Source organism: Pseudomonas paraeruginosa PA7, from assembly GCF_000017205.1.
Classification (GTDB): Bacteria; Pseudomonadota; Gammaproteobacteria; order Pseudomonadales; family Pseudomonadaceae; genus Pseudomonas; species Pseudomonas paraeruginosa.
This window is the reverse complement of sequence record NC_009656.1, coordinates 3,608,998-3,628,135: the sequence shown is the minus strand read 5'-3', so window position 1 is coordinate 3,628,135 and position 19,138 is coordinate 3,608,998. Positions and strand designations below refer to the sequence as shown.

The window sequence follows — 19,138 nt, the reverse complement described above, 5'->3', positions numbered from 1 at the left end:
TCAGCAATCTGTGAAAGATTGTTAAGCCTTCAGTGCGGGCGCGCCCAGGTCAGGCGGAACGAAGCGCCGCCTTGCGGGGCTCCCTGCGCTTCGGCGTGGCCGCCATGCCATTGCGCGACCCGGCGAACGATCGCCAGTCCCAGGCCGAAACCGCCAGTGCTGCGGTCGCGGCTATCGTCCAGGCGCGAGAAGGGTTCGAAGATCTTCTGCCGGGCGTCAGCCGGTATGCCCGGGCCGTCGTCGTTGACCCGTATCTGGCAGGTTTCCCCAAGGTCGAGCAGGGCGATCTCGACGCGTGAATGCGCGTGGCGGATCGCGTTGCGCAGCAGGTTGATCACGGCGCGAGCCATGAAGCGCGGCTCGATGCGGATCTGCTCGACCTGGCAGGCGCTGATCTCGCAAGTGATGCCGGCGGCCTCGGCCTCGAGGGTGACGTCGGCGACCACGCTGTCCAGCCAGCTCGCAGCATCGACGATTTCCCGGTGGCTGCCGACCGCTCCGTGTTCCAGGCGGGCGTAGGTGAGCAGTTCGGAGACCATTTCCTCCAGTTCGCCAAGGTCGGCGCGCATATCCTCCATCAGCTCCTGGCGCGCTTCGGCGCCGATCTGCTTGTTCAGTTGTTCGAGTTCGAAGGACAGGCGGGAGATCGGCGTGCGCAGCTCATGGGAAACCGCGTTGGTCAGTTCGCGCTGGTGGCTGATCAGGCCCTCGATGCGATCGGCCATCTGATTGAAGTGTTCGGCCAGGGTGCGGATATCGGAGCGCCGGAAGATGCGCGTGCGCGATGAAAGGTCGCCGTCGCCGAAGCGCTGCGCGGCCAGGCGCAGCGTCTCGAGGTCGCGCCAATGCGGGCGTACCCAGACCAGCAGGGCGATGCCGACCAGCGCGCCGAGCAGGATATAGGCCAGTACGGTGTACAGCGGAGTCAGGGAGGGTTCCGGCGGCAGCTTGATATCCAGCAGTTGCGGGCCGTCGTCGATGCGGCTGATGAATTCGGTGAAGTCCTCGCGCACGACCAGAAGGTTCTTGTCGAGGAGCGCCCGTTCTTCCTGCGTCAGCTTCGCCAGGCCGGCGTCCGTCAGGCTCAGGCCCAGGCCGTAGTGGGGGCGCCATTCCTCGAGCTGGCGCAGGCGTCCGGCCTGATCCAGCGGGGCCAGCTTCTCCACCAGCGAATAGGCCTGTCCACGCACGGCGTCGCGGTGGTAGTTCTCCAGGATGCTGTCGTAGGCGGCGTCGAGGACATGGTCGACCACGAAGATCGCGGCGGCGAAGCCCAGGGCCAGGAGCAGGTAGAGTCGCAGGAACAGGCGCAGCATTCAGAGTTCCCAGCCCAGCGGGTTGAACAGGTAGCCCTTGCCCCAGACAGTCTTGATCCGGACCGGTTCGCGAGGATTGTCCTTCAGTTTGCTGCGCAACTTGCTGATGCAGACGTCGACGCTGCGGTTCAGGCCGTCGAAGCCGATACCGCGGATCTGGTTGAGGATCTCGTCGCGGGAGAGGATCTCCCCCGCCTGGCTGGCCAGTAGCCAGAGCAGCTCGAACTCCATGGTCGTCAGTTCGATGCTGCGACCATCCAGCTCCGCTTCGCGGCGCCGTCGATCGACGTTCAGTTGGCCGAACGCCAGGGTTTCGGGCGAGGCGGGCAGCGGTGCGTGGCGACGTATCAGGGCGCGCAGGCGGGCCAGCAGCACCGGGGGTTCGATCGGTTTGATCACGTAGTCGTCGGCGCCGGACTCCAGGCCGAGGATATGGTCCAGGTCATCTTCCTGGGCGGTGAGAATGAGGATCGGCAGATTGTCCACGCGGCGGATCTCGCGGCACACCTGGAGGCCGTTCTGGCCGGGAAGCATGAGGTCGAGGACCACCAGTTCCGGCTTGAAGTCGAGAAAGGCACCGAACGCGGCATCGCCGCGGTGTACCTGGCGCACTTCGAAACCATGCTGGGAAAGGAAGCTGGCGATCAGGCGGGCGAGCTTCTGGTCGTCTTCGACGAGCAATACCTTGCTGAGGGTAGGGCAGTCCATAAGGATTCATCGGTGGGAACGGAATCGGCGGGCATTATATGCATCGGTCCCGGGCGAAGCTCCAGTGGCGGTCGACGACGTGGCGACCTTGGGAAAGCGGTCGGAATATTCCCGCGATGCCACAGCATCCTGCCGGGGTGACTTCTGCATTTCCCTCTACTAGAATGCATGCCCTTGATTCTGGGAGCCGGAAGGACCGGCTTACGTCTGTGCAACGAGGAATATCCATGCAAGTTTCTGTTGAAAGCACTTCCGCTCTTGAGCGCCGCATGACCGTTGGTGTGCCTGCCGAGCGTATCGAGACCGAAGTCAACAAGCGTCTGCAGCAGACCGCCCGTCGTGCCAAGATTCCAGGTTTCCGTCCCGGCAAGGTGCCGATGAGTGTCATTCGTCAGCGCTATGAAGCTTCCGCGCGTCAGGAAGCCATGGGTGATCTGATCCAGGAAACCTTCTATGAAGCCGTGGTCGAGCAGAAGCTGAATCCGGCCGGTTCGCCGTCGGTAGAGCCCAAGTCCTTCGAAAAGGGCAAGGACCTGGAATATATCGCTACTTTCGAAGTCTTCCCCGAGTTCACCGTTTCCGGCCTGGAAGGCATCAAGATCGAGCGCCTGCAGGCCGAGGTGGCAGACGCCGACGTCGATAACATGCTCGACGTCCTGCGCAAGCAGAACACCCGCTTCGAAGTGGTCGAGCGTGCCGCTCAGAACGACGACCAGCTGAACATCGATTTCGTCGGCAAGATCGACGGCGAAGCCTTCGCCGGCGGTTCCGCCAAGGGCACTCTGCTGGTGCTGGGCTCCGGTCGCATGATCGCCGGTTTCGAAGAGGGCCTGGTGGGCGCCAAGGCCGGTGAAGAGCGCGTGCTCAACCTGACCTTCCCCGAGGACTACCAGAACCTGGACCTGGCCAACAAGCCCGCCGAGTTCACCGTCACCGTCAACAGCGTTGCCGAGCCCAAGCTGCCTGAACTGAACGAGGAATTCTTCGCCCTGTTCGGCGTCAAGGAAACCGGCCTCGATGGCTTCCGCGCGGAAGTGCAGAAGAACATGGAGCGCGAGCTGCGCCAGGCGATCAAGTCGAAGGTCAAGAACCAGGTCATGGAAGGTCTGCTGCAGGCCAATCCGATCGAGGTTCCCAAGGCGCTGATCGGCAACGAGGTGAACCGTCTGCGCGTGCAGGCCGTCCAGCAGTTCGGTGGCAACATCAAGCCGGACCAGCTGCCGGCGGAGCTGTTCGAAGAGCAGGCCAAGCGCCGCGTGGTGCTGGGCCTGATCGTTGCCGAAGTGGTCAAGCAGCACGAGCTGAAGGCCGACGAAGGCCGTGTGCGCGAGATGATCGAGGAAATGGCCTCCGCCTACCAGGAGCCCGAGCAGGTCGTCGCCTGGTACTTCAAGAACGAGCCCCAGCTGAACGAAGTCCGTTCTGTTGTACTGGAAGAACAAGTCGTAGATACTGTCCTGCAAAAGGCCACTGTGACCGATAAGCAGGTATCCTACGAGGAAGCGGTCAAGCCGGCCGAAGCTCCGCAAGCGGCCTGATTCGTCCTCTCGTTCGAATCCCACAAGCCAGCCTTAGTGCTGGCTTGTGCGTCTTTGAGGCTTCACTATCTGTTAGGGAGTGATCGCTAGACATGTCTCGCAACTCTTTTATTCCGCACGTTCCCGATATCCAGGCCGCCGGTGGCCTGGTGCCCATGGTGGTGGAGCAGTCCGCCCGCGGTGAGCGCGCCTACGACATCTATTCCCGCCTGCTGAAGGAGCGGATCATCTTCCTGGTCGGCCAGGTCGAGGACTACATGGCCAACCTGGTGGTTGCCCAGTTGCTGTTCCTGGAAGCCGAGAACCCCGAGAAGGATATCCACCTGTACATCAACTCGCCGGGTGGCTCGGTGACCGCCGGGATGTCGATCTACGACACCATGCAGTTCATCAAGCCGAACGTGTCGACCACCTGTATCGGCCAGGCGTGCAGCATGGGTGCCTTGCTGCTGGCCGGTGGCGCCGCGGGCAAGCGTTACTGCCTGCCGCATTCGCGGATGATGATCCACCAGCCGCTGGGCGGTTTCCAGGGCCAGGCCTCGGATATCGAGATCCATGCCAAGGAAATCCTCTTCATCAAGGAACGTCTGAACCAGGTTCTGGCGCACCATACCGGCCAACCGCTGGACGTCATCGCCCGCGACACCGATCGTGATCGCTTCATGAGCGGTGACGAAGCCGTCAAGTATGGCCTGATCGACAAGGTCATGACCCAGCGCGACCAGGCCGTCTAAGGCTCCGCAATGCTGGCGGCCGTGACATTCGGCCGCCTCGTGGGCTTGAAAATGCCCACAATTGCCTTCATCTTGTGTTTGAAGCTACCCATTGGATCGATCGAATGACTGATACCCGCAACGGCGAGGACAACGGCAAGCTGCTGTATTGCTCCTTCTGCGGCAAGAGCCAGCACGAAGTGCGCAAGTTGATTGCCGGCCCCTCGGTCTTTATCTGCGACGAGTGTGTCGACCTGTGCAATGACATCATCCGCGAGGAGGTGCAGGAAGCGCAGGCGGAAAGTAGTGGGCACAAACTTCCGGCGCCGAAAGAGATCCGCACCATCCTCGATCAGTACGTGATCGGGCAGGAGCGGGCGAAGAAGGTTCTGGCGGTAGCGGTGTACAACCACTACAAGCGCCTCAACCAGCGTGACAAGAAGGACGATATCGAGCTCGGCAAGAGCAACATTCTGATGATCGGCCCAACCGGCTCGGGCAAGACCCTGCTGGCCGAGACCCTCGCGCGCCTGCTGAACGTGCCGTTCACCATCGCCGACGCGACCACGCTGACGGAAGCCGGCTATGTGGGTGAGGATGTCGAGAACATCATCCAGAAACTCCTGCAGAAATGCGACTACGATGTGGAAAAGGCCCAGATGGGTATCGTCTACATCGACGAGATCGACAAGATTTCCCGCAAGTCGGATAACCCTTCCATCACTCGCGACGTCTCCGGCGAGGGTGTGCAGCAGGCCTTGCTGAAGCTTATCGAGGGCACTGTCGCCTCGGTGCCGCCGCAAGGTGGCCGCAAGCATCCGCAGCAGGAATTCCTGCAAGTCGATACGCGTAACATCCTGTTCATCTGCGGCGGCGCTTTCGCCGGCCTGGAGCGGGTCATCCAGAACCGTTCCGCGCGCGGCGGCATCGGCTTCAATGCCGAGGTGCGCAGCCAGGAAATGGGCAAGAAGGTCGGCGAGGCGTTCAAGGAGGTCGAGCCGGAGGATCTGGTCAAGTTCGGCCTGATCCCGGAGTTTGTCGGCCGTTTGCCGGTAATCGCCACGCTCGACGAACTCGACGAGGCTGCCCTGATGCAGATACTCACCGAGCCGAAGAACGCGCTCACCAAGCAATACGCCAAGCTGTTCGAGATGGAAGGCGTCGATCTCGAGTTCCGCCCGGACGCCCTCAAGGCCGTGGCCCGCAAGGCGCTCGAGCGCAAGACCGGCGCACGCGGCTTGCGTTCGATTCTCGAAGGTATTCTTCTGGATACCATGTACGAGATTCCCTCCCAGCAGGATGTCAGCAAGGTGGTCATCGATGAGAGTGTCATCGATGGTTCGTCGCAACCCCTGATGATCTACGAGAACAGCGAAAAGCCAGCCAAGGCTGCGCCTGAGGCATGACAGAGCAGGGGCCTTCGGGCCCCTTTTCTTTTCCGACTGCCACGCTTGTTTTTTCCCGGGCCTAACCCCATCTTAGGCTGAAAGATCTTCCTATCTGTTTCGTGGCCAAGTGCCGCTGTAGAGCCGACATTATGAAAACACTCGTCGAATTGCCCTTGCTGCCGCTACGTGACGTGGTGGTGTACCCGCACATGGTCATCCCGTTGTTCGTCGGGCGGGAAAAGTCCATCGAGGCCCTCGAGGCGGCGATGACCGGCGACAAGCAGATTCTCCTGCTGGCGCAGAAGAACCCCGCTGACGACGATCCCGGCGAGGATGGCCTGTATCGCATGGGCACGGTCGCGACCGTGCTGCAACTGCTCAAGCTTCCGGACGGCACCGTCAAGGTGCTGGTCGAGGGCGAGCAGCGCGGCCAGGTCGAGCGCTTCATCGAGGAAGAGGGGCACATCCGTGCCGCGGTCCAGGTCGTCGACGACGCCGAGGTCGGCGAGCGCGAGGCCGAAGTCTTCACCCGCAGCCTGTTGAGCCAGTTCGAGCAATATGTCCAGCTGGGCAAGAAGGTCCCGGCCGAGGTGCTTTCCTCGCTGAACAGCATCGACGAGCCCAGCCGGCTGGTCGATACCATGGCGGCGCACATGGCGCTGAAGATCGAGCAGAAGCAGGACATTCTGGAAATCACCGACCTGCCATCGCGGGTCGAGCACGTCCTGGCCCTGCTGGATGCCGAGATCGACCTGCTGCAGGTGGAAAAGCGCATCCGCGGCCGCGTCAAGAAGCAGATGGAGCGCAGTCAGCGCGAGTACTACCTGAATGAGCAGATGAAGGCCATTCAGAAGGAACTGGGCGACATCGATGAGGGGCATAACGAGGTCGAGGAGCTGAAGAAGCGCATCGACAACGCCGGCCTTACCAAGGAAGCGCACACCAAGGCTACCGCCGAGCTGAACAAGCTCAAGCAGATGTCGCCGATGTCGGCGGAGGCCACCGTGGTCCGCTCCTACATCGACTGGCTGCTGAATGTGCCGTGGAAGGCCGAGAGCAAGGTGCGCCATGACCTCGCCAAGGCCGAGGATATCCTCGACGCCGATCACTATGGCCTGGAGGAAGTGAAGGAGCGCATTCTCGAGTATCTCGCCGTGCAGAAGCGGGTGAAGAAGCTCAAGGGGCCGGTCCTTTGCCTGGTCGGCCCGCCCGGGGTGGGCAAGACCTCCCTGGCCGAGTCCATCGCCCGCGCCACCAACCGCAAGTTCGTCCGCATGGCGCTTGGCGGTGTGCGCGACGAGGCCGAGATTCGTGGCCACCGCCGCACCTACATCGGCTCGATGCCGGGGCGTCTGATCCAGAAAATGACCAAGGTCGGTGTGCGCAACCCGTTGTTCCTCCTCGACGAGATCGACAAGATGGGCAGCGACATGCGCGGCGACCCCGCGTCGGCCCTGCTCGAGGTGCTCGATCCGGAGCAGAACCACAACTTCAACGACCATTACCTGGAAGTCGACTACGACCTGTCCGACGTGATGTTCCTCTGCACGGCGAACTCCATGAACATCCCGGCGCCGTTGCTGGATCGGATGGAGGTCATCCGCCTGCCGGGCTACACCGAGGACGAGAAAGTCAATATCGCCTCCAAGTACCTGATTCCCAAGCAGGTCCAGGCCAACGGCCTGAAGAAGGGTGAGCTGACCTTCGAGGAGGCGGCCCTTCGCGACATCATTCGTTACTACACCCGCGAGGCCGGCGTGCGCAGCCTCGAGCGACAGATCGCCAAGGTCTGCCGCAAGGCGGTGAAGGAACATGCCAAGCTGAAGCGTATCCAGGCGCTGGTCACCACCGAGGCCCTGGAGAACTACCTGGGTGTGCGCAAGTTCCGCTACGGGCTGGCCGAGCAGCAGGACCAGATCGGCCAGGTGACCGGCCTGGCCTGGACCCAGGTCGGTGGCGAGCTGCTGACCATCGAGGCGGCCGTGGTTCCCGGCAAGGGCCAGTTGACCAAGACCGGTTCGCTGGGCGATGTGATGGCGGAGTCGATCACTGCGGCCCTCACCGTGGTGCGCAGCCGCGCCCAGAGCCTGGGGATCGCGGCGGATTTCCACGAGAAGCGCGACATCCACATCCACGTGCCCGAGGGCGCCACGCCGAAGGATGGACCGAGCGCCGGGATCGGCATGTGCACCGCTCTGGTCTCGGCGATCACGCAGATTCCGGTGCGTGCCGACGTGGCGATGACAGGGGAGATCACCCTGCGGGGACAGGTGCTGGCGATCGGTGGGCTGAAAGAAAAACTTTTGGCGGCGCACCGTGGCGGCATCAAGACCGTGATCATTCCCGAGGAAAATGTTCGCGACCTGAAGGAAATTCCGGACAATATTAAGAGTGATCTGGTTATTAAACCGGTTAAATGGATTGACGAAGTCCTGCAAATTGCGCTGCAATACGCCCCGGAGCCCTTGCCCGATGCGGCTCCGGAGATGGTTGCAAAGGATGATAAACGCGAGCCTGATTCCAAGGAGCGAATTAGCACGCATTAGTCGGTAGGTATTCTTGACACTGTTTTTGGGCCCTTGTTATAAAGCGGCACTTGCTGAGTCAGTTGGCCTACCAGCACAGAATTTCCTTACACCTAACACATAGAAACATACTCAACAGAAATAAGGGGACTTAGAGTGAACAAGTCGGAACTGATCGATGCAATTGCCGCATCTGCTGATATCCCGAAAGCTGTTGCCGGTCGCGCACTGGACGCAGTGATCGAGTCCGTCACTGGCGCCCTGAAGGCTGGTGACTCCGTCGTGCTGGTTGGTTTCGGCACCTTCGCTGTCAAAGAGCGCGCTGCTCGCACCGGTCGCAACCCGCAAACTGGCAAGCCGATCAAGATCGCCGCTGCCAAGATCCCGGGCTTCAAGGCCGGTAAAGCCCTGAAGGATGCTGTCAACTAAGCGTCTTTTTGGACTAGTTCTACCCAGGTTGGCCAAGGCTGGCCTGGCTGCGGAGCGGTAGTTCAGTCGGTTAGAATACCGGCCTGTCACGCCGGGGGTCGCGGGTTCGAGTCCCGTCCGCTCCGCCAGTTACGAGAAGGCGCATCCTCGGATGCGCCTTTCTTATATCCGCATCTCTTACCCACGCCGCGCCGCCCCAGACGGCTGGTCGTGGCAGTTTTTGGGGGCTGCATGCTGCAGAACATCAGGGATAATTCCCAGGGCTGGATCGCCAAGACCATCATTGGCGTGATCATCGTTCTCCTGTCGCTGACCGGCTTCGACGCCATCATCCGGGCTACCGACCATTCCAACGTGGCCGCCAAGGTCAACGGTGACGACATCAGCCTCAACGAAGTCCAACAGGCCGTGGACATGCAGCGCCGCCAGCTGCTGCAGCGCCTGGGCAAGGATTTCGACCCATCCATGCTGGATGACAAGCTGCTCAAGGAAGCGGCCCTGAAGGGCCTGATCGAGCGCACCCTGTTGCTCCAGGCCGCCAAGGACGACAAGTTCGCCTTCTCCGACCAGGCTCTGGACCAACTGATCCTGCAAACGCCCGAGTTCCAGGTGGATGGCAAGTTCAATGCGGACCGCTTCGACCAGGTCATCCGTCAGATGAACTACAGCCGCCTGCAGTTCCGCCAGATGCTCGGCCAGGAAATGCTCATCGGCCAGCTCCGTGCCGGCCTGGCGGGTACCGGCTTCGTCACCGACAACGAACTGCAGTCCTTCGCCCGCCTGGAGCGGCAGACCCGCGACTTCGCCACCCTTGCGGTCAAGGCCGATGCGTCCAAGAGCAGCGTGGCCGAGGACGAGGTGAAGGCTTTCTATGAGGGCCACAAGAGCGAATTCATGACTCCCGAGCAAGTGGTCGTCGAGTACGTGGAGCTGAAGAAGTCTTCCTTCTTCGACCAGGTCAAGGTGAAGCAGGAAGATCTCGATGCGCTGTACCAGAAGGAGATCGCCAACCTCTCCGAGCAGCGCGACGCCGCGCACATCCTGATCGAAGTGAATGACAAGACCAGTGATGAACAGGCCAGGGCGAAGATCGACGAGATCAAGGCGCGCCTGGCCAAGGGCGAGGATTTCGCCGCGCTGGCCAAGGAGTTCTCCCAGGACATCGGTTCGGCCGCCACCGGCGGCGACCTTGGCTATGCCGGACGTGGCGTTTACGACCCGGCCTTCGAGGAAGCCCTGTACGCACTGAAGCAGGGCGAGGTGTCGGCGCCGGTGAAAACCCCGTATGGCTACCACCTGATCAAGCTGCTGGGCGTACAGGCACCGGAGGTTCCGAGCCTGGAAAGCCTCAAGCCTAAGCTCGAGGACGAGCTGAAGAAACAGATGGTCGAACAGCGTTTCGTCGAGGCCACCAAGGACCTCGAAAGTTCCGCCTACGAAGCTGCGGATCTGAGCCAGCCGGCGCAGGAGATGGGGCTGAAGGTGCAGACCAGCCAGCCGTTCGGCCGCTCGGGTGGCGATGGCATCGCCGCCAACCGCCAGATAGTGCAGGCTGCATTCAGCACCGAAGTGCTGGAAGAGGCTGCCAACAGCGGCGCGATCGAGCTGGATCCGGACACCGTGGTGGTCCTGCGGGTCAAGGAGCACAACAAGCCCAAGGAGCAGCCTCTGGAACAGGTCGCCGCGGGCATCCGCGACCGCCTGGCCGCCGAGAAGGCCGCCGAGGCGGCGAAGAAGCAGGGCGAGGCGCTGATCGCCGAGTTGCGCGAAGGGCGTGCGCCGTCTAAGCCGGGCGAAGCCTGGAAAGTGGTCGAAGCCGCTTCCCGGGGCCAGGAGGGCATCGATCCGAAGCTGTTGCAGACCGTGTTCCGCATGCAGCGTCCGGAAGCCAAGGACAAGCCGTCGTTCTCCGGCGTGACCCTGGCCAACGGCGACTACGTGGTGATCCGTCTGAATGGCGTCAGCGAGCCGGAGCAGGCTATCTCCGACGATGAGAAGGCCATGTACCGCCGCTTCCTGGCGTCGCGTAGCGGCCAGGAAGATTTCGCCGCCTTCCGTCGCCAGTTGCAGGACAAGGCCGAAGTCGAGAAATACTGAGACCGAAGTCGACAGGAGAGGCCGCGCAAGCGGCCTTTCCTGTTTCCGAGACATGAAAAAGGCCGCGCGGAGCGGCCTCTTTCGCTAGGCGCAGGACACCTAGTCGTCGCCCAGCGGCCCCATGGCGGTGGTATTGAAGCCGCCATCGACATAGAGAATCTCGCCGCTGATTCCGCTGGCCAGGTCCGAGCAGAGGAACGCGCCGGCGTTGCCGACTTCCTCGATGGTGACGTTGCGCCGCAGCGGTGTCTGCCGTTCGTTGGCGGCGAGCATCTTGCGGAAGTTCCTGATCCCGGAGGCCGCCAGGGTGCGGATCGGTCCGGCGGAGACCGCGTTGACCCGGGTTCCTTCCGGTCCGAGGCTGCCGGCCAGGTAGCGCACACCAGCCTCCAGGCTGGCCTTGGCCATACCCATCACGTTGTAGTTCGGCATGGTCCGCTCGGCCCCCAGGTAGGAGAGGGTCAGCAGGCTGCCGTTGCGGCCTTTCATCATTTCCCGACCGGCTCTGGCCAGGGCGATGAAGCTGTAGGCGCTGATGTCGTGGGCGATGCGGAAGCCATCGCGGGTGGTCACCGCAGTGAAGTCTCCATCGAGCTGATCGCCTGGCGCGAAGCCGACCGAGTGCACGATGATGTCCAGGCCATCCCAGTGCTTGCCCAGGGCGGTGAACACCGCTTCGATCTGGCCATCGTCGGCCACGTCGCAGGGAAAGCACAACTGCGGCCCCGAGCCCCAGCCGCTGGCGAACTCCTCCACGCGGCCCTTGAGCTTGTCGTTCTGGTAGGTAAAGGCCAGTTCGGCGCCTTCGCGATGCATGGCGGCGGCGATGCCGGAGGCGATGGAAAGCTTGCTGGCGACGCCTACGATCAGGGCGCGCTTTCCGGTGAGAAATCCCATTCTACGGTCCTCGTCTGCTATTCGGTTTCCACGGTTGCCGGGGCCATGAAGGCCGCTTCCAGCAATTGTTGCGTGTACGCGTGCTGCGGCGAGGCGAAGACCTGCTCGGCGCTGCCCTGTTCGACCACCTTGCCGTGCCGCACCACCATCAACTGGTGGCTGAGGGCCTTGACCACCGCGAGGTCGTGGCTGATGAACAGGTAGGTGAGGTTGTACTTGCCCTGCAAGTGCCGGAGCAGCTCGACGACCTGGCGCTGGACGGTGCGGTCGAGCGCCGAGGTGGGTTCGTCGAGCAGGATCAGCGCCGGTTTCAGTACCAGCGCCCGGGCGATGGCGATACGCTGGCGCTGGCCCCCGGAGAACTCGTGGGGGTAGCGATAACGGGTCTGTGGGTCGAGCCCGACCTCCACCAGCGCGTCGATGATCGCCTGCTCCTGTTCGGCTTCGCTGCCGATGCCGTGGATACGCAGGCCCTCGCCAACGATCTCGCCGACGCACATGCGCGGGCTGAGGCTGCCGTACGGGTCCTGGAACACCACCTGCATCTCCCGGCGCAGGGGACGCACTTCGTGCTGCGACAGGCCATCCAGGCGCCTGCCTTCGAAGCGGATGCCACCCTGGCTTTCCAGTAGCCGGAGGATAGCCAGGCCCAGGGTCGACTTGCCCGAGCCGCTCTCGCCGACAATGCCCAGGGTCTGCCCGCGGGGCAATTCGAAATTGACCCCGTCCACCGCCTTCACATGATCCACGGTGCGGCGGAACACGCCTTTGCGAATCGGGAACCAGACCCGCAGGTCGTCCACCGCCAGCAGGGTGTCGCCGGGTGGATTGACCGCCGGGCCGCCGCTGGGTTCGGCATTCAGCAATTCGCGGGTGTAGGGATGCCGCGGGGCTTCGAAAAGCTCCGTGCAGGAGGCCTGCTCGACGATCCGGCCGCGCTGCATGACGCAGACGCGGTGGGCGATGCGGCGGACCAGGTTGAGATCGTGGGTGATCAGCAGCAGGGACATGCCCAGGCGTGCCTGCAGCTCCTTGAGCAGGTCGAGGATCTTCAACTGGACGGTGACGTCCAGCGCCGTGGTCGGCTCGTCGGCGATCAGCAATTGTGGCTCGCAGGCCAGGGCCATGGCGATCATCACCCGCTGCCGCTGGCCGCCGGAGAGTTCGTGCGGGTAGGCCTTCAGGCGCCTGGCCGGTTCCGGGATGCCGACCAGTTCGAGCAGTTCGAGAATCCTCGCGGCGGCCCTGGCGCCGCTCAGCCCCTTGTGCAGTGCCAGGACCTCGGCCAGTTGCTTCTCGATGGTGTGCAGCGGGTTGAGAGAGGTCATGGGCTCCTGGAAGACCATGGCGATGCGATTGCCGCGAATGCCGCGCAGGCGCCGTTCCGGCAGTTTCAGCAGGTCCTCGCCCTGATAGTGGATGCTGCCCGTGGGATGGCTGGCGATGGGGTAGGGCAGCAGGCGCAGGATCGAGTGGGCGGTCACCGACTTGCCCGAGCCGCTTTCGCCGACCAGCGCCAGGGTCTCGCCCTGGCGGATATCGAAGCTGACGCCTTCGACCACGCGCTGGCGTTGTTCGCCGGAGGTGAACTCGACGGCGAGGTCGCGGATTTCCAGAATGTTCTCGCTCATCTCATTTCCTCGGGTCGAACGCGTCGCGGGCGGCTTCGCCGATGAACACCAGCAGGCTCAGCATCACCGCCAGCACCACGAAGGCGGAGATGCCCAGCCAGGGCGCCTGCAGGTTGGATTTGCCCTGGGCCACCAGCTCGCCGAGGGAGGGCGCGCCGGGCGGCAGGCCGAAGCCGAGGAAGTCCAGCGAGGTGAGGGTGCCGATGGCGCCAGTGAGGATGAATGGCATGAAGGTCAGGGTCGAGATCATCGCGTTCGGCAGGATGTGGCGGAACATGATGGCGCTGTTGCGCATGCCCAGGGCCCGGGCGGCGCGTACATATTCGAGGTTGCGGCCGCGAAGGAACTCGGCGCGGACCACATCCACCAGGCTCATCCAGGAGAACAGCAGCATGATGCCCAGCAGCCACCAGAAGTTCGGCTGGACGAAACTGGCCAGGATGATCAGCAGGTAGAGCACCGGCAGCCCCGACCAGACTTCCAGGAAACGCTGGCCGAGCAGGTCGACCCAGCCGCCGTAGTAGCCTTGCAGGGCGCCGACGATGACGCCGATCAGCGAGCTGAGCACGGTCAGGGTCAGGGCGAAGAGGATCGACACGCGGAAGCCGTAGATCACCCGGGCGAGCACGTCGCGGGCCTGGTCGTCGGTGCCCAGCCAGTTTTCCGCCGACGGCGGGGCGGGAGCGGGAACCTTCAGCTCGTAGTTGATGGTGTCGTAGCTGTAGGGGATCGGTGGCCAAAGCACCCAGCCGTCCTTCTCGGCGATCAGTTGGCTGATGTAGGGGCTCTTGTAGTTGGCTTCCAGGGGGAATTCGCCGCCGAAGGTGGTTTCCGGGTAGCGTTTGAAGACCGGGAAGTACCAGCCGCCGTCGTAATGCACGACCAGCGGTTTGTCGTTGGCGATCAGTTCGGCGCCGAGGCTGCCGACGAACAGGATGAGGAACAGCCAGAGCGACCACCAGCCACGCTTGTTGCTCTTGAAGCGGGCCCAGCGGCGCTGGTTGATGGGAGACAGGCGCATCGGATTACTCCCGGTTCTCGAAGTCGATGCGCGGATCGACCAGGGTGTAGACGATATCGCTGATCAGCTTCATGACCAGCCCGAACAGGGTGAAGATGAACAGCGTGCCGAAGACCACCGGGTAGTCGCGGTTCATCGCCGCTTCGAAGCTGAGCAGGCCGAGGCCGTCGAGGGAGAAGATCACCTCGATCAACAGCGAGCCGGTGAAGAAGATCCCCAGCAGCGCAGCCGGCAGGCCGGCGATCACCAGTAGCATGGCGTTGCGGAATACGTGACCGTAGAGCACGCGGCGTTCGGTCAGGCCCTTGGCGCGGGCGGTGACCACGTATTGCTTGCCGATCTCGTCGAGGAAGCTGTTCTTGGTCAGCAGCGTGATGGTGGCGAAGTTGCCGATCACCAGGGCGGTTACCGGCAATGCCAGGTGCCAGAAATAATCGAGAACCTTGCCGCCGAGGCTGAGCTGGTCGAAGTTGTTCGAGGTCAGGCCGCGCAGCGGGAACCAGTCCCAGTAGCTGCCGCCGGCGAACAGCACCACCAGCAGGATGGCGAAGAGGAAGGCGGGGATGGCGTAGCCGACGATGATCGCCGAGCTGGTCCAGATATCGAACAGGCTACCGTGGCGAACCGCCTTGGCTATCCCCAGCGGGATCGACACCAGGTACATGATCAGTGTGCTCCAGAGGCCGAGCGAGATCGACACCGGCAGTTTCTCGATGATCAGGTCGGTGACCTTGGCGTCGCGGAAGAAGCTCTGCCCGAAATCCAGGTGCAGGTAGTTCTTCAGCATGATCATGAAGCGCTCGGGCGCCGACTTGTCGAAGCCGTACATGCGCTCGATCTCTTTCACCAGCTCAGGGTCCAGGCCTTGCGCGCCGCGGTACTGCGAGCCGGCCACGGCGACTTCGCCGCCGCCGCCGGAGATGCGTCCGGTGGCGCCGCCGGAAGCGGCGTCGAAGCCTTCCAGCTTGGCGATCATCTGTTCCACCGGGCCACCGGGAGCGGCCTGGATGATGATGAAGTTGATCAGCAGGATGCCGAACAGGGTCGGGACGATCAGCAGCAGGCGCCGCAGGATGTAGGAGAGCATGCGGCGTTACTCCCGTTCCGGCGCGGCGTCTTGCGCGGCTTCGGCTTGCGGCTTGCTCGGCAGCGCCTTGTCGCTGGTCTGCCACCAGGTCATCAGGCCCCAGTCGTAGAGCGGGGTGACCTTGGGCCGGCCGAAGCGGTTCCAGTACGCGACCCGCCAGGTGTCGACGTAGTAGTTCGGCACCACGTAGTAGCCCCATAGCAATACCCGGTCGAGGGCGCGGGTATGGTCGATCAGGCTCTGCCGCGAGTCGGACTGGATCAGGCTGTCCACCAGGCTGTCGATGGCCGGATCCTTGAGGCCGATGAAGTTGCGGCTGCCGGCCTTGTCGGCGCTGCTGGAATGCCAGAACTCGCGCTGCTCGTTGCCCGGCGAGTTGGATTGCGGCCAGGTCGCCGAGGTCATGTCGAAATCCCGCGAGCGCAGGCGGTTGACGAACTGCGAGACGTCGACGCGGCGGATCTGCATGTCGATGCCAAGTTCGGCCAGGTTACGCTTGAACGGCAGGATGACCCGTTCCATGTTGGCCTGGAACAGCATGAACTCGAAGGTCAGCGGTTGTCCGTCGGGACCCACCATGCGGTTGTTCTCGATCCTGTAGCCGGCTTCGGTGAGCAACCGGTAGGCCTTGCGCCGCTGCTCGCGGATCACCCCGCTGCCATCGTTGACCGGGTTCTGGAAGACCTGGTCGAAGGCTTCGTCGGGAATCTTGCCGCGCAGCGGTTCGAGGATCTTCAGCTCGGCTTCGCTGGGCAACTGGTGGGCGGCCATCTCCGAGTTCTCGAAATAGCTGTTGGTGCGCTTGTAGGAGCTGAAGAACAGCTGCTTGTTCGACCATTCGAAGTCGAACAACAGGCTGATCGCCTGGCGTACCCGGCGGTCCTGGAACACCGGGCGGCGGATATTGAAGGCGAAGCCCTGCATGCCGACCGGGTTGTAATTGTGGATGCTGGCCTTGACGAAGCGCCCGTCGCGCAGCGCCGGCGACTCGTAGCCGGTGGCCCAGTCCTTCGCCGAGTATTCCAGGTTGACGTCGTACTGACCGGCCTTGAAGGCTTCCAGGGCGACCGACATGTCGCGATAGGAGTCGATGGTGATGGTGTCGAAGTTATAGAGTCCGCGGGAGACCGGAAGGTCCTTGGCCCACCAGTCCTTGACCCGCTCGTAGCTGATGGAGCGTCCCGGATCGACCTTGGCGATGCGGTAGGGACCGCTGCCTACCGGGATTTCCATGCCGGTCTTGGAAAAGTCGCGGTCGGCCCACCAGTGTTTCGGCAGGATCGCGATCTGCCCGAGGATCAGCGGCAATTCGCGGTTGCCGGCGTGCTTGAAGTCGAAGCGCACGCGCAGCTTGTCTTCGGCGACCACCTTGTCGACATCCGCGTAATAGTTGCGGTACATCGGGTCGCCCTTGCTCACCAGGGTCTCGAAGGTGAACACCACGTCCTCGGCCGTCACCGGCGTGCCGTCGTTGAAGCGTGCCTGGGGACGCAGGTAGAAGCGCACGTAGCTGTTGTCCGGGGCCTTCTCGATCTTCTCGGCGAGCAGGCCGTACTCAGTGAAGGGCTCGTCCTGCGACTGGAAGGCCAGGGTGTCGTAGATCAGGCCCAGCGAAGGTGCGGAAACGCCCTTGCCGATGAACGGGTTGAGGCTGTCGAAGCCGCCGAAGTCGGCCTGGCGGAGGATGCCGCCCTTCGGCGCGTCCGGATTGACGTAGTCGAAGTGCTTGAAGTCGGCGGGGTACTTGGGGGCTTCGTCGTAGAGCGTGAGTGCGTGCTTCGGTGCGGCGAGAAGGGGGCCGCAGCAGCCGAACAGCAGGGCTGCCAGAAGGGGGGTGAAGCGGGGACGGATCATCGGGACGTCTCCAGGTTTTTCTGCCACCACGCGCGCAGGCCCAGGGTGTAGGGCGGGGTGGTGACGAAGGCGAAACGGTTGCGGTACGCCAGGCGGTGCGAATTGAGGTACCAGTTGGGAATGCTGTAGTACTGCCAGAGCAAGGTTCGGTCCAGGGCGCGGGCGGCGGCGACCTGCTCGTCGCGGCTGTGGGCGCCGAGCAGGCGGTTGAGCATCGCGTCGACCACCGGGTTGGCGATCCCCGCGTAGTTCTTGCTGCCCTTGACCTTCGCCTGGCTGGAGTGGAAGTACTGCCACTGCTCCAGCCCGGGGCTCAGGGTCTGCGGCAGGGTCATGAGGATCATGTCGTAGTCGAACTGGTCCAGGCGCTGCTTGTACTGGGCGCGGTCGACGGTACGCAGGCGCGCGTCGATACCGATGCTGGCGAGGTTTTCGCGGTAGGGCTGGAGAATCCGCTCCAGGCTCGGATTGACCAGCAGGATTTCGAAACGCAGCGGTTCGCCCTTCTTATTCAGCAGTCGGTCGCCGGACAGCTTCCAGCCGGCTTCGGCCAGTAGACCGAGCGCATGCCTGAGGGTTTCACGGGGAATGCCGCGCCCCTCGGTGGTCGGCAGGCTGAAAGGCTGCTTGAACAACTGCGCCGGCAACTGCTTGCGGTACGGCGACAGGTATAGCCATTCCTGGCCTTCGGGAACACCGCGGGCGGCGAATTCGCTGTTCGGGTAGTAGCTGAGCGAGCGCAGGTAGGAATTGCTGAAGAGGGCACGGTTGGTCCATTCGAAGTCGAACATCTCGCCCAGCGCCTGGCGCAGCGCGCGTTCCTTGAATACGGCGCGGCGGGTGTTCATGAACAGCGCCTGGGTCTGGCTGGGTATCTGGTGCGGGATTTCCGTGCGGATCACTTCGCCGCGCAGGACGGCGGGAAAGCGGTAGTTGTTCAGCCAGTTCTTCGCCTGGTGCTCGATATAGAAATCGAACTCGCCGGCCTTGAAGGCTTCGAAGGCGACTCCGTTGTCCCGGTAGAAATCCACCACGACCCGGTCGAAGTTGTACTTGCCGCGGTTTACCGGCAACTTTTCCCCCCACCAGTCCTTGACCCGTTCGAATACCAGGCGCCGGCCGGGATCGACCTCGACGACACGGTAGGGACCGCTGCCCAGCGGAGGTGTGAAGGTGGTGGCACGGAAGTCGCGATCCTTCCAGTAGTGCTGTGGCAGGACCGGAAGCTCGCCGAGGCGCAGGATCAACAGCGGGTTGCCGGAACGCCGCAGGACGAAACGTACCCGGTGGGGGTTAAGGATGTCGACCCGTTTCACCTCCTGCAGATAGGTGCGGTACATCGGATGTCCCTGCTTGACCAGGGTGCGGTAGGAAAAGGCCACGTCGCTGGCGGTGATCGGCCTGCCGTCGTGGAAGCGTGCCTCCGGGCGCAGGTTGAATACCACCCAGCTGCGGTTTTCCGCGTATTCCACGCTCTTGGCGATCAGGCCATAGCTGGAGGCCGCCTCGTCGCCGGAGGGATCGTACAGGCCGGTGCCGACCATCAGCGGCTCGTTCAGCTCGTTGACGCCGTACTGCAGGAAATCGCCGGTGCCGATCGGACTGGTGCCTTTCAGGGTGTAGGGGTTGAGCGTGTCGAAGCTGCCCGAGGCCATCAGGCGCAGGGTGCCGCCCTTGGGAGCGTCGGGATTGGTCCAGTCGAAATGCTGGAAGTTGGCCGGATACTTGAGCGTGCCGAACTGGGCATAACCATGGCTCTGGGTAATCGCGGCGAAGCCGGGCAGGCTTGCGGCCAGGCCGAGGATCAGGAAGGAGAGGCGACGCATCAGGCGTGTATCCGGGTCCTTGGCTATTTTTGACAACGAATCGTCCGGCAACAGTAACACCTTGCTCGCACAGGAAAAAAGAGGGCGCGCCGGTCCTGTCCGACACGT

At 63.0% G+C, this 19,138-nt stretch carries 14 protein-coding genes and 1 tRNA gene; 7 read left to right on the top strand and 8 right to left on the bottom strand.

All coding sequences use genetic code 11. From position 1 onward, the window contains the following. Positions 1-29: 29 nt before the first annotated feature. Positions 30-1,316 (bottom strand): sensor histidine kinase ParS, encoded by a 1,287-nt coding sequence (parS, locus tag PSPA7_RS16610; RefSeq protein ID WP_012076174.1) that lies wholly within the window; start codon positions 1,314-1,316, stop codon positions 30-32. Further along, entirely contained in the window at positions 1,317-2,024 is a 708-nt protein-coding gene (parR, locus tag PSPA7_RS16605) for a response regulator transcription factor ParR (RefSeq protein ID WP_012076173.1), read from the bottom strand. A 227-nt stretch (positions 2,025-2,251) separates the two neighbouring features. On the opposite strand from parR, the gene tig reads away from it, so the two are divergent. The 7 genes from tig to PSPA7_RS16570 all read left to right on the top strand — a co-directional run bounded on the left by tig (position 2,252) and on the right by PSPA7_RS16570 (position 10,714). Further along, positions 2,252-3,562 carry a trigger factor gene (tig, locus tag PSPA7_RS16600; RefSeq protein ID WP_012076172.1) on the top strand — a complete coding sequence of 437 codons (1,311 nt, stop codon included), beginning with the start codon at positions 2,252-2,254 and terminating at the stop codon, positions 3,560-3,562. Positions 3,563-3,654: 92 nt separating this feature from the next. Further along, a complete protein-coding gene (gene clpP / locus PSPA7_RS16595; RefSeq protein ID WP_003153591.1) occupies positions 3,655-4,296 on the top strand; it encodes an ATP-dependent Clp endopeptidase proteolytic subunit ClpP in 642 nt (213 codons plus the stop codon). 104 nt (positions 4,297-4,400) lie between these two features. Next, positions 4,401-5,681, top strand: a complete 1,281-nt coding sequence (gene clpX, locus PSPA7_RS16590) for an ATP-dependent Clp protease ATP-binding subunit ClpX (RefSeq protein WP_003087924.1) — start codon at positions 4,401-4,403, stop codon at positions 5,679-5,681. A gap of 131 nt (positions 5,682-5,812) precedes the next feature. Next, entirely contained in the window at positions 5,813-8,209 is a 2,397-nt protein-coding gene (gene lon, locus PSPA7_RS16585; protein ID WP_012076171.1) for an endopeptidase La, read from the top strand. 135 nt (positions 8,210-8,344) lie between these two features. Beyond that, entirely contained in the window at positions 8,345-8,617 is a 273-nt protein-coding gene (gene hupB / locus PSPA7_RS16580) for a nucleoid-associated protein HU-beta (protein WP_003087931.1), read from the top strand. A 51-nt stretch (positions 8,618-8,668) separates the two neighbouring features. Continuing rightward, positions 8,669-8,745 (top strand) — tRNA-Asp (locus tag PSPA7_RS16575). A gap of 103 nt (positions 8,746-8,848) precedes the next feature. Then, positions 8,849-10,714: a SurA N-terminal domain-containing protein gene (locus PSPA7_RS16570; protein ID WP_012076170.1), complete on the top strand. Its 1,866-nt coding sequence runs from the start codon at positions 8,849-8,851 to the stop codon at positions 10,712-10,714. Between the two features lie 99 nt (positions 10,715-10,813). Here PSPA7_RS16570 and fabI read toward each other — a convergent pair whose 3' ends face one another. Genes fabI through PSPA7_RS16540 form a run of 6 tightly spaced genes read right to left on the bottom strand, consistent with a single transcriptional unit; the run spans position 10,814 to position 19,030 of the window. Further along, positions 10,814-11,611, bottom strand: coding sequence for an enoyl-ACP reductase FabI (gene fabI, locus PSPA7_RS16565; protein WP_012076169.1), 798 nt, complete (start codon positions 11,609-11,611; stop codon positions 10,814-10,816). A gap of 17 nt (positions 11,612-11,628) precedes the next feature. Continuing rightward, on the bottom strand, positions 11,629-13,242 hold the full coding sequence (locus PSPA7_RS16560) for an ABC transporter ATP-binding protein (protein ID WP_012076168.1): 1,614 nt from the start codon (positions 13,240-13,242) through the stop codon (positions 11,629-11,631). A gap of 1 nt (position 13,243) precedes the next feature. After that, entirely contained in the window at positions 13,244-14,263 is a 1,020-nt protein-coding gene (locus PSPA7_RS16555) for an ABC transporter permease (RefSeq protein ID WP_012076167.1), read from the bottom strand. Between the two features lie 4 nt (positions 14,264-14,267). Beyond that, positions 14,268-15,350, bottom strand: a complete 1,083-nt coding sequence (locus PSPA7_RS16550; RefSeq protein WP_003153588.1) for a microcin C ABC transporter permease YejB — start codon at positions 15,348-15,350, stop codon at positions 14,268-14,270. Positions 15,351-15,356: 6 nt separating this feature from the next. Further along, positions 15,357-17,204, bottom strand: a complete 1,848-nt coding sequence (locus PSPA7_RS16545; protein WP_012076166.1) for an extracellular solute-binding protein — start codon at positions 17,202-17,204, stop codon at positions 15,357-15,359. Further along, positions 17,201-19,030, bottom strand: a complete 1,830-nt coding sequence (locus tag PSPA7_RS16540; protein WP_003153584.1) for an extracellular solute-binding protein — start codon at positions 19,028-19,030, stop codon at positions 17,201-17,203. Before PSPA7_RS16540 ends, PSPA7_RS16545 begins: the two co-directional genes overlap by 4 nt. Between the last annotated feature and the right edge of the window lie 108 nt (positions 19,031-19,138).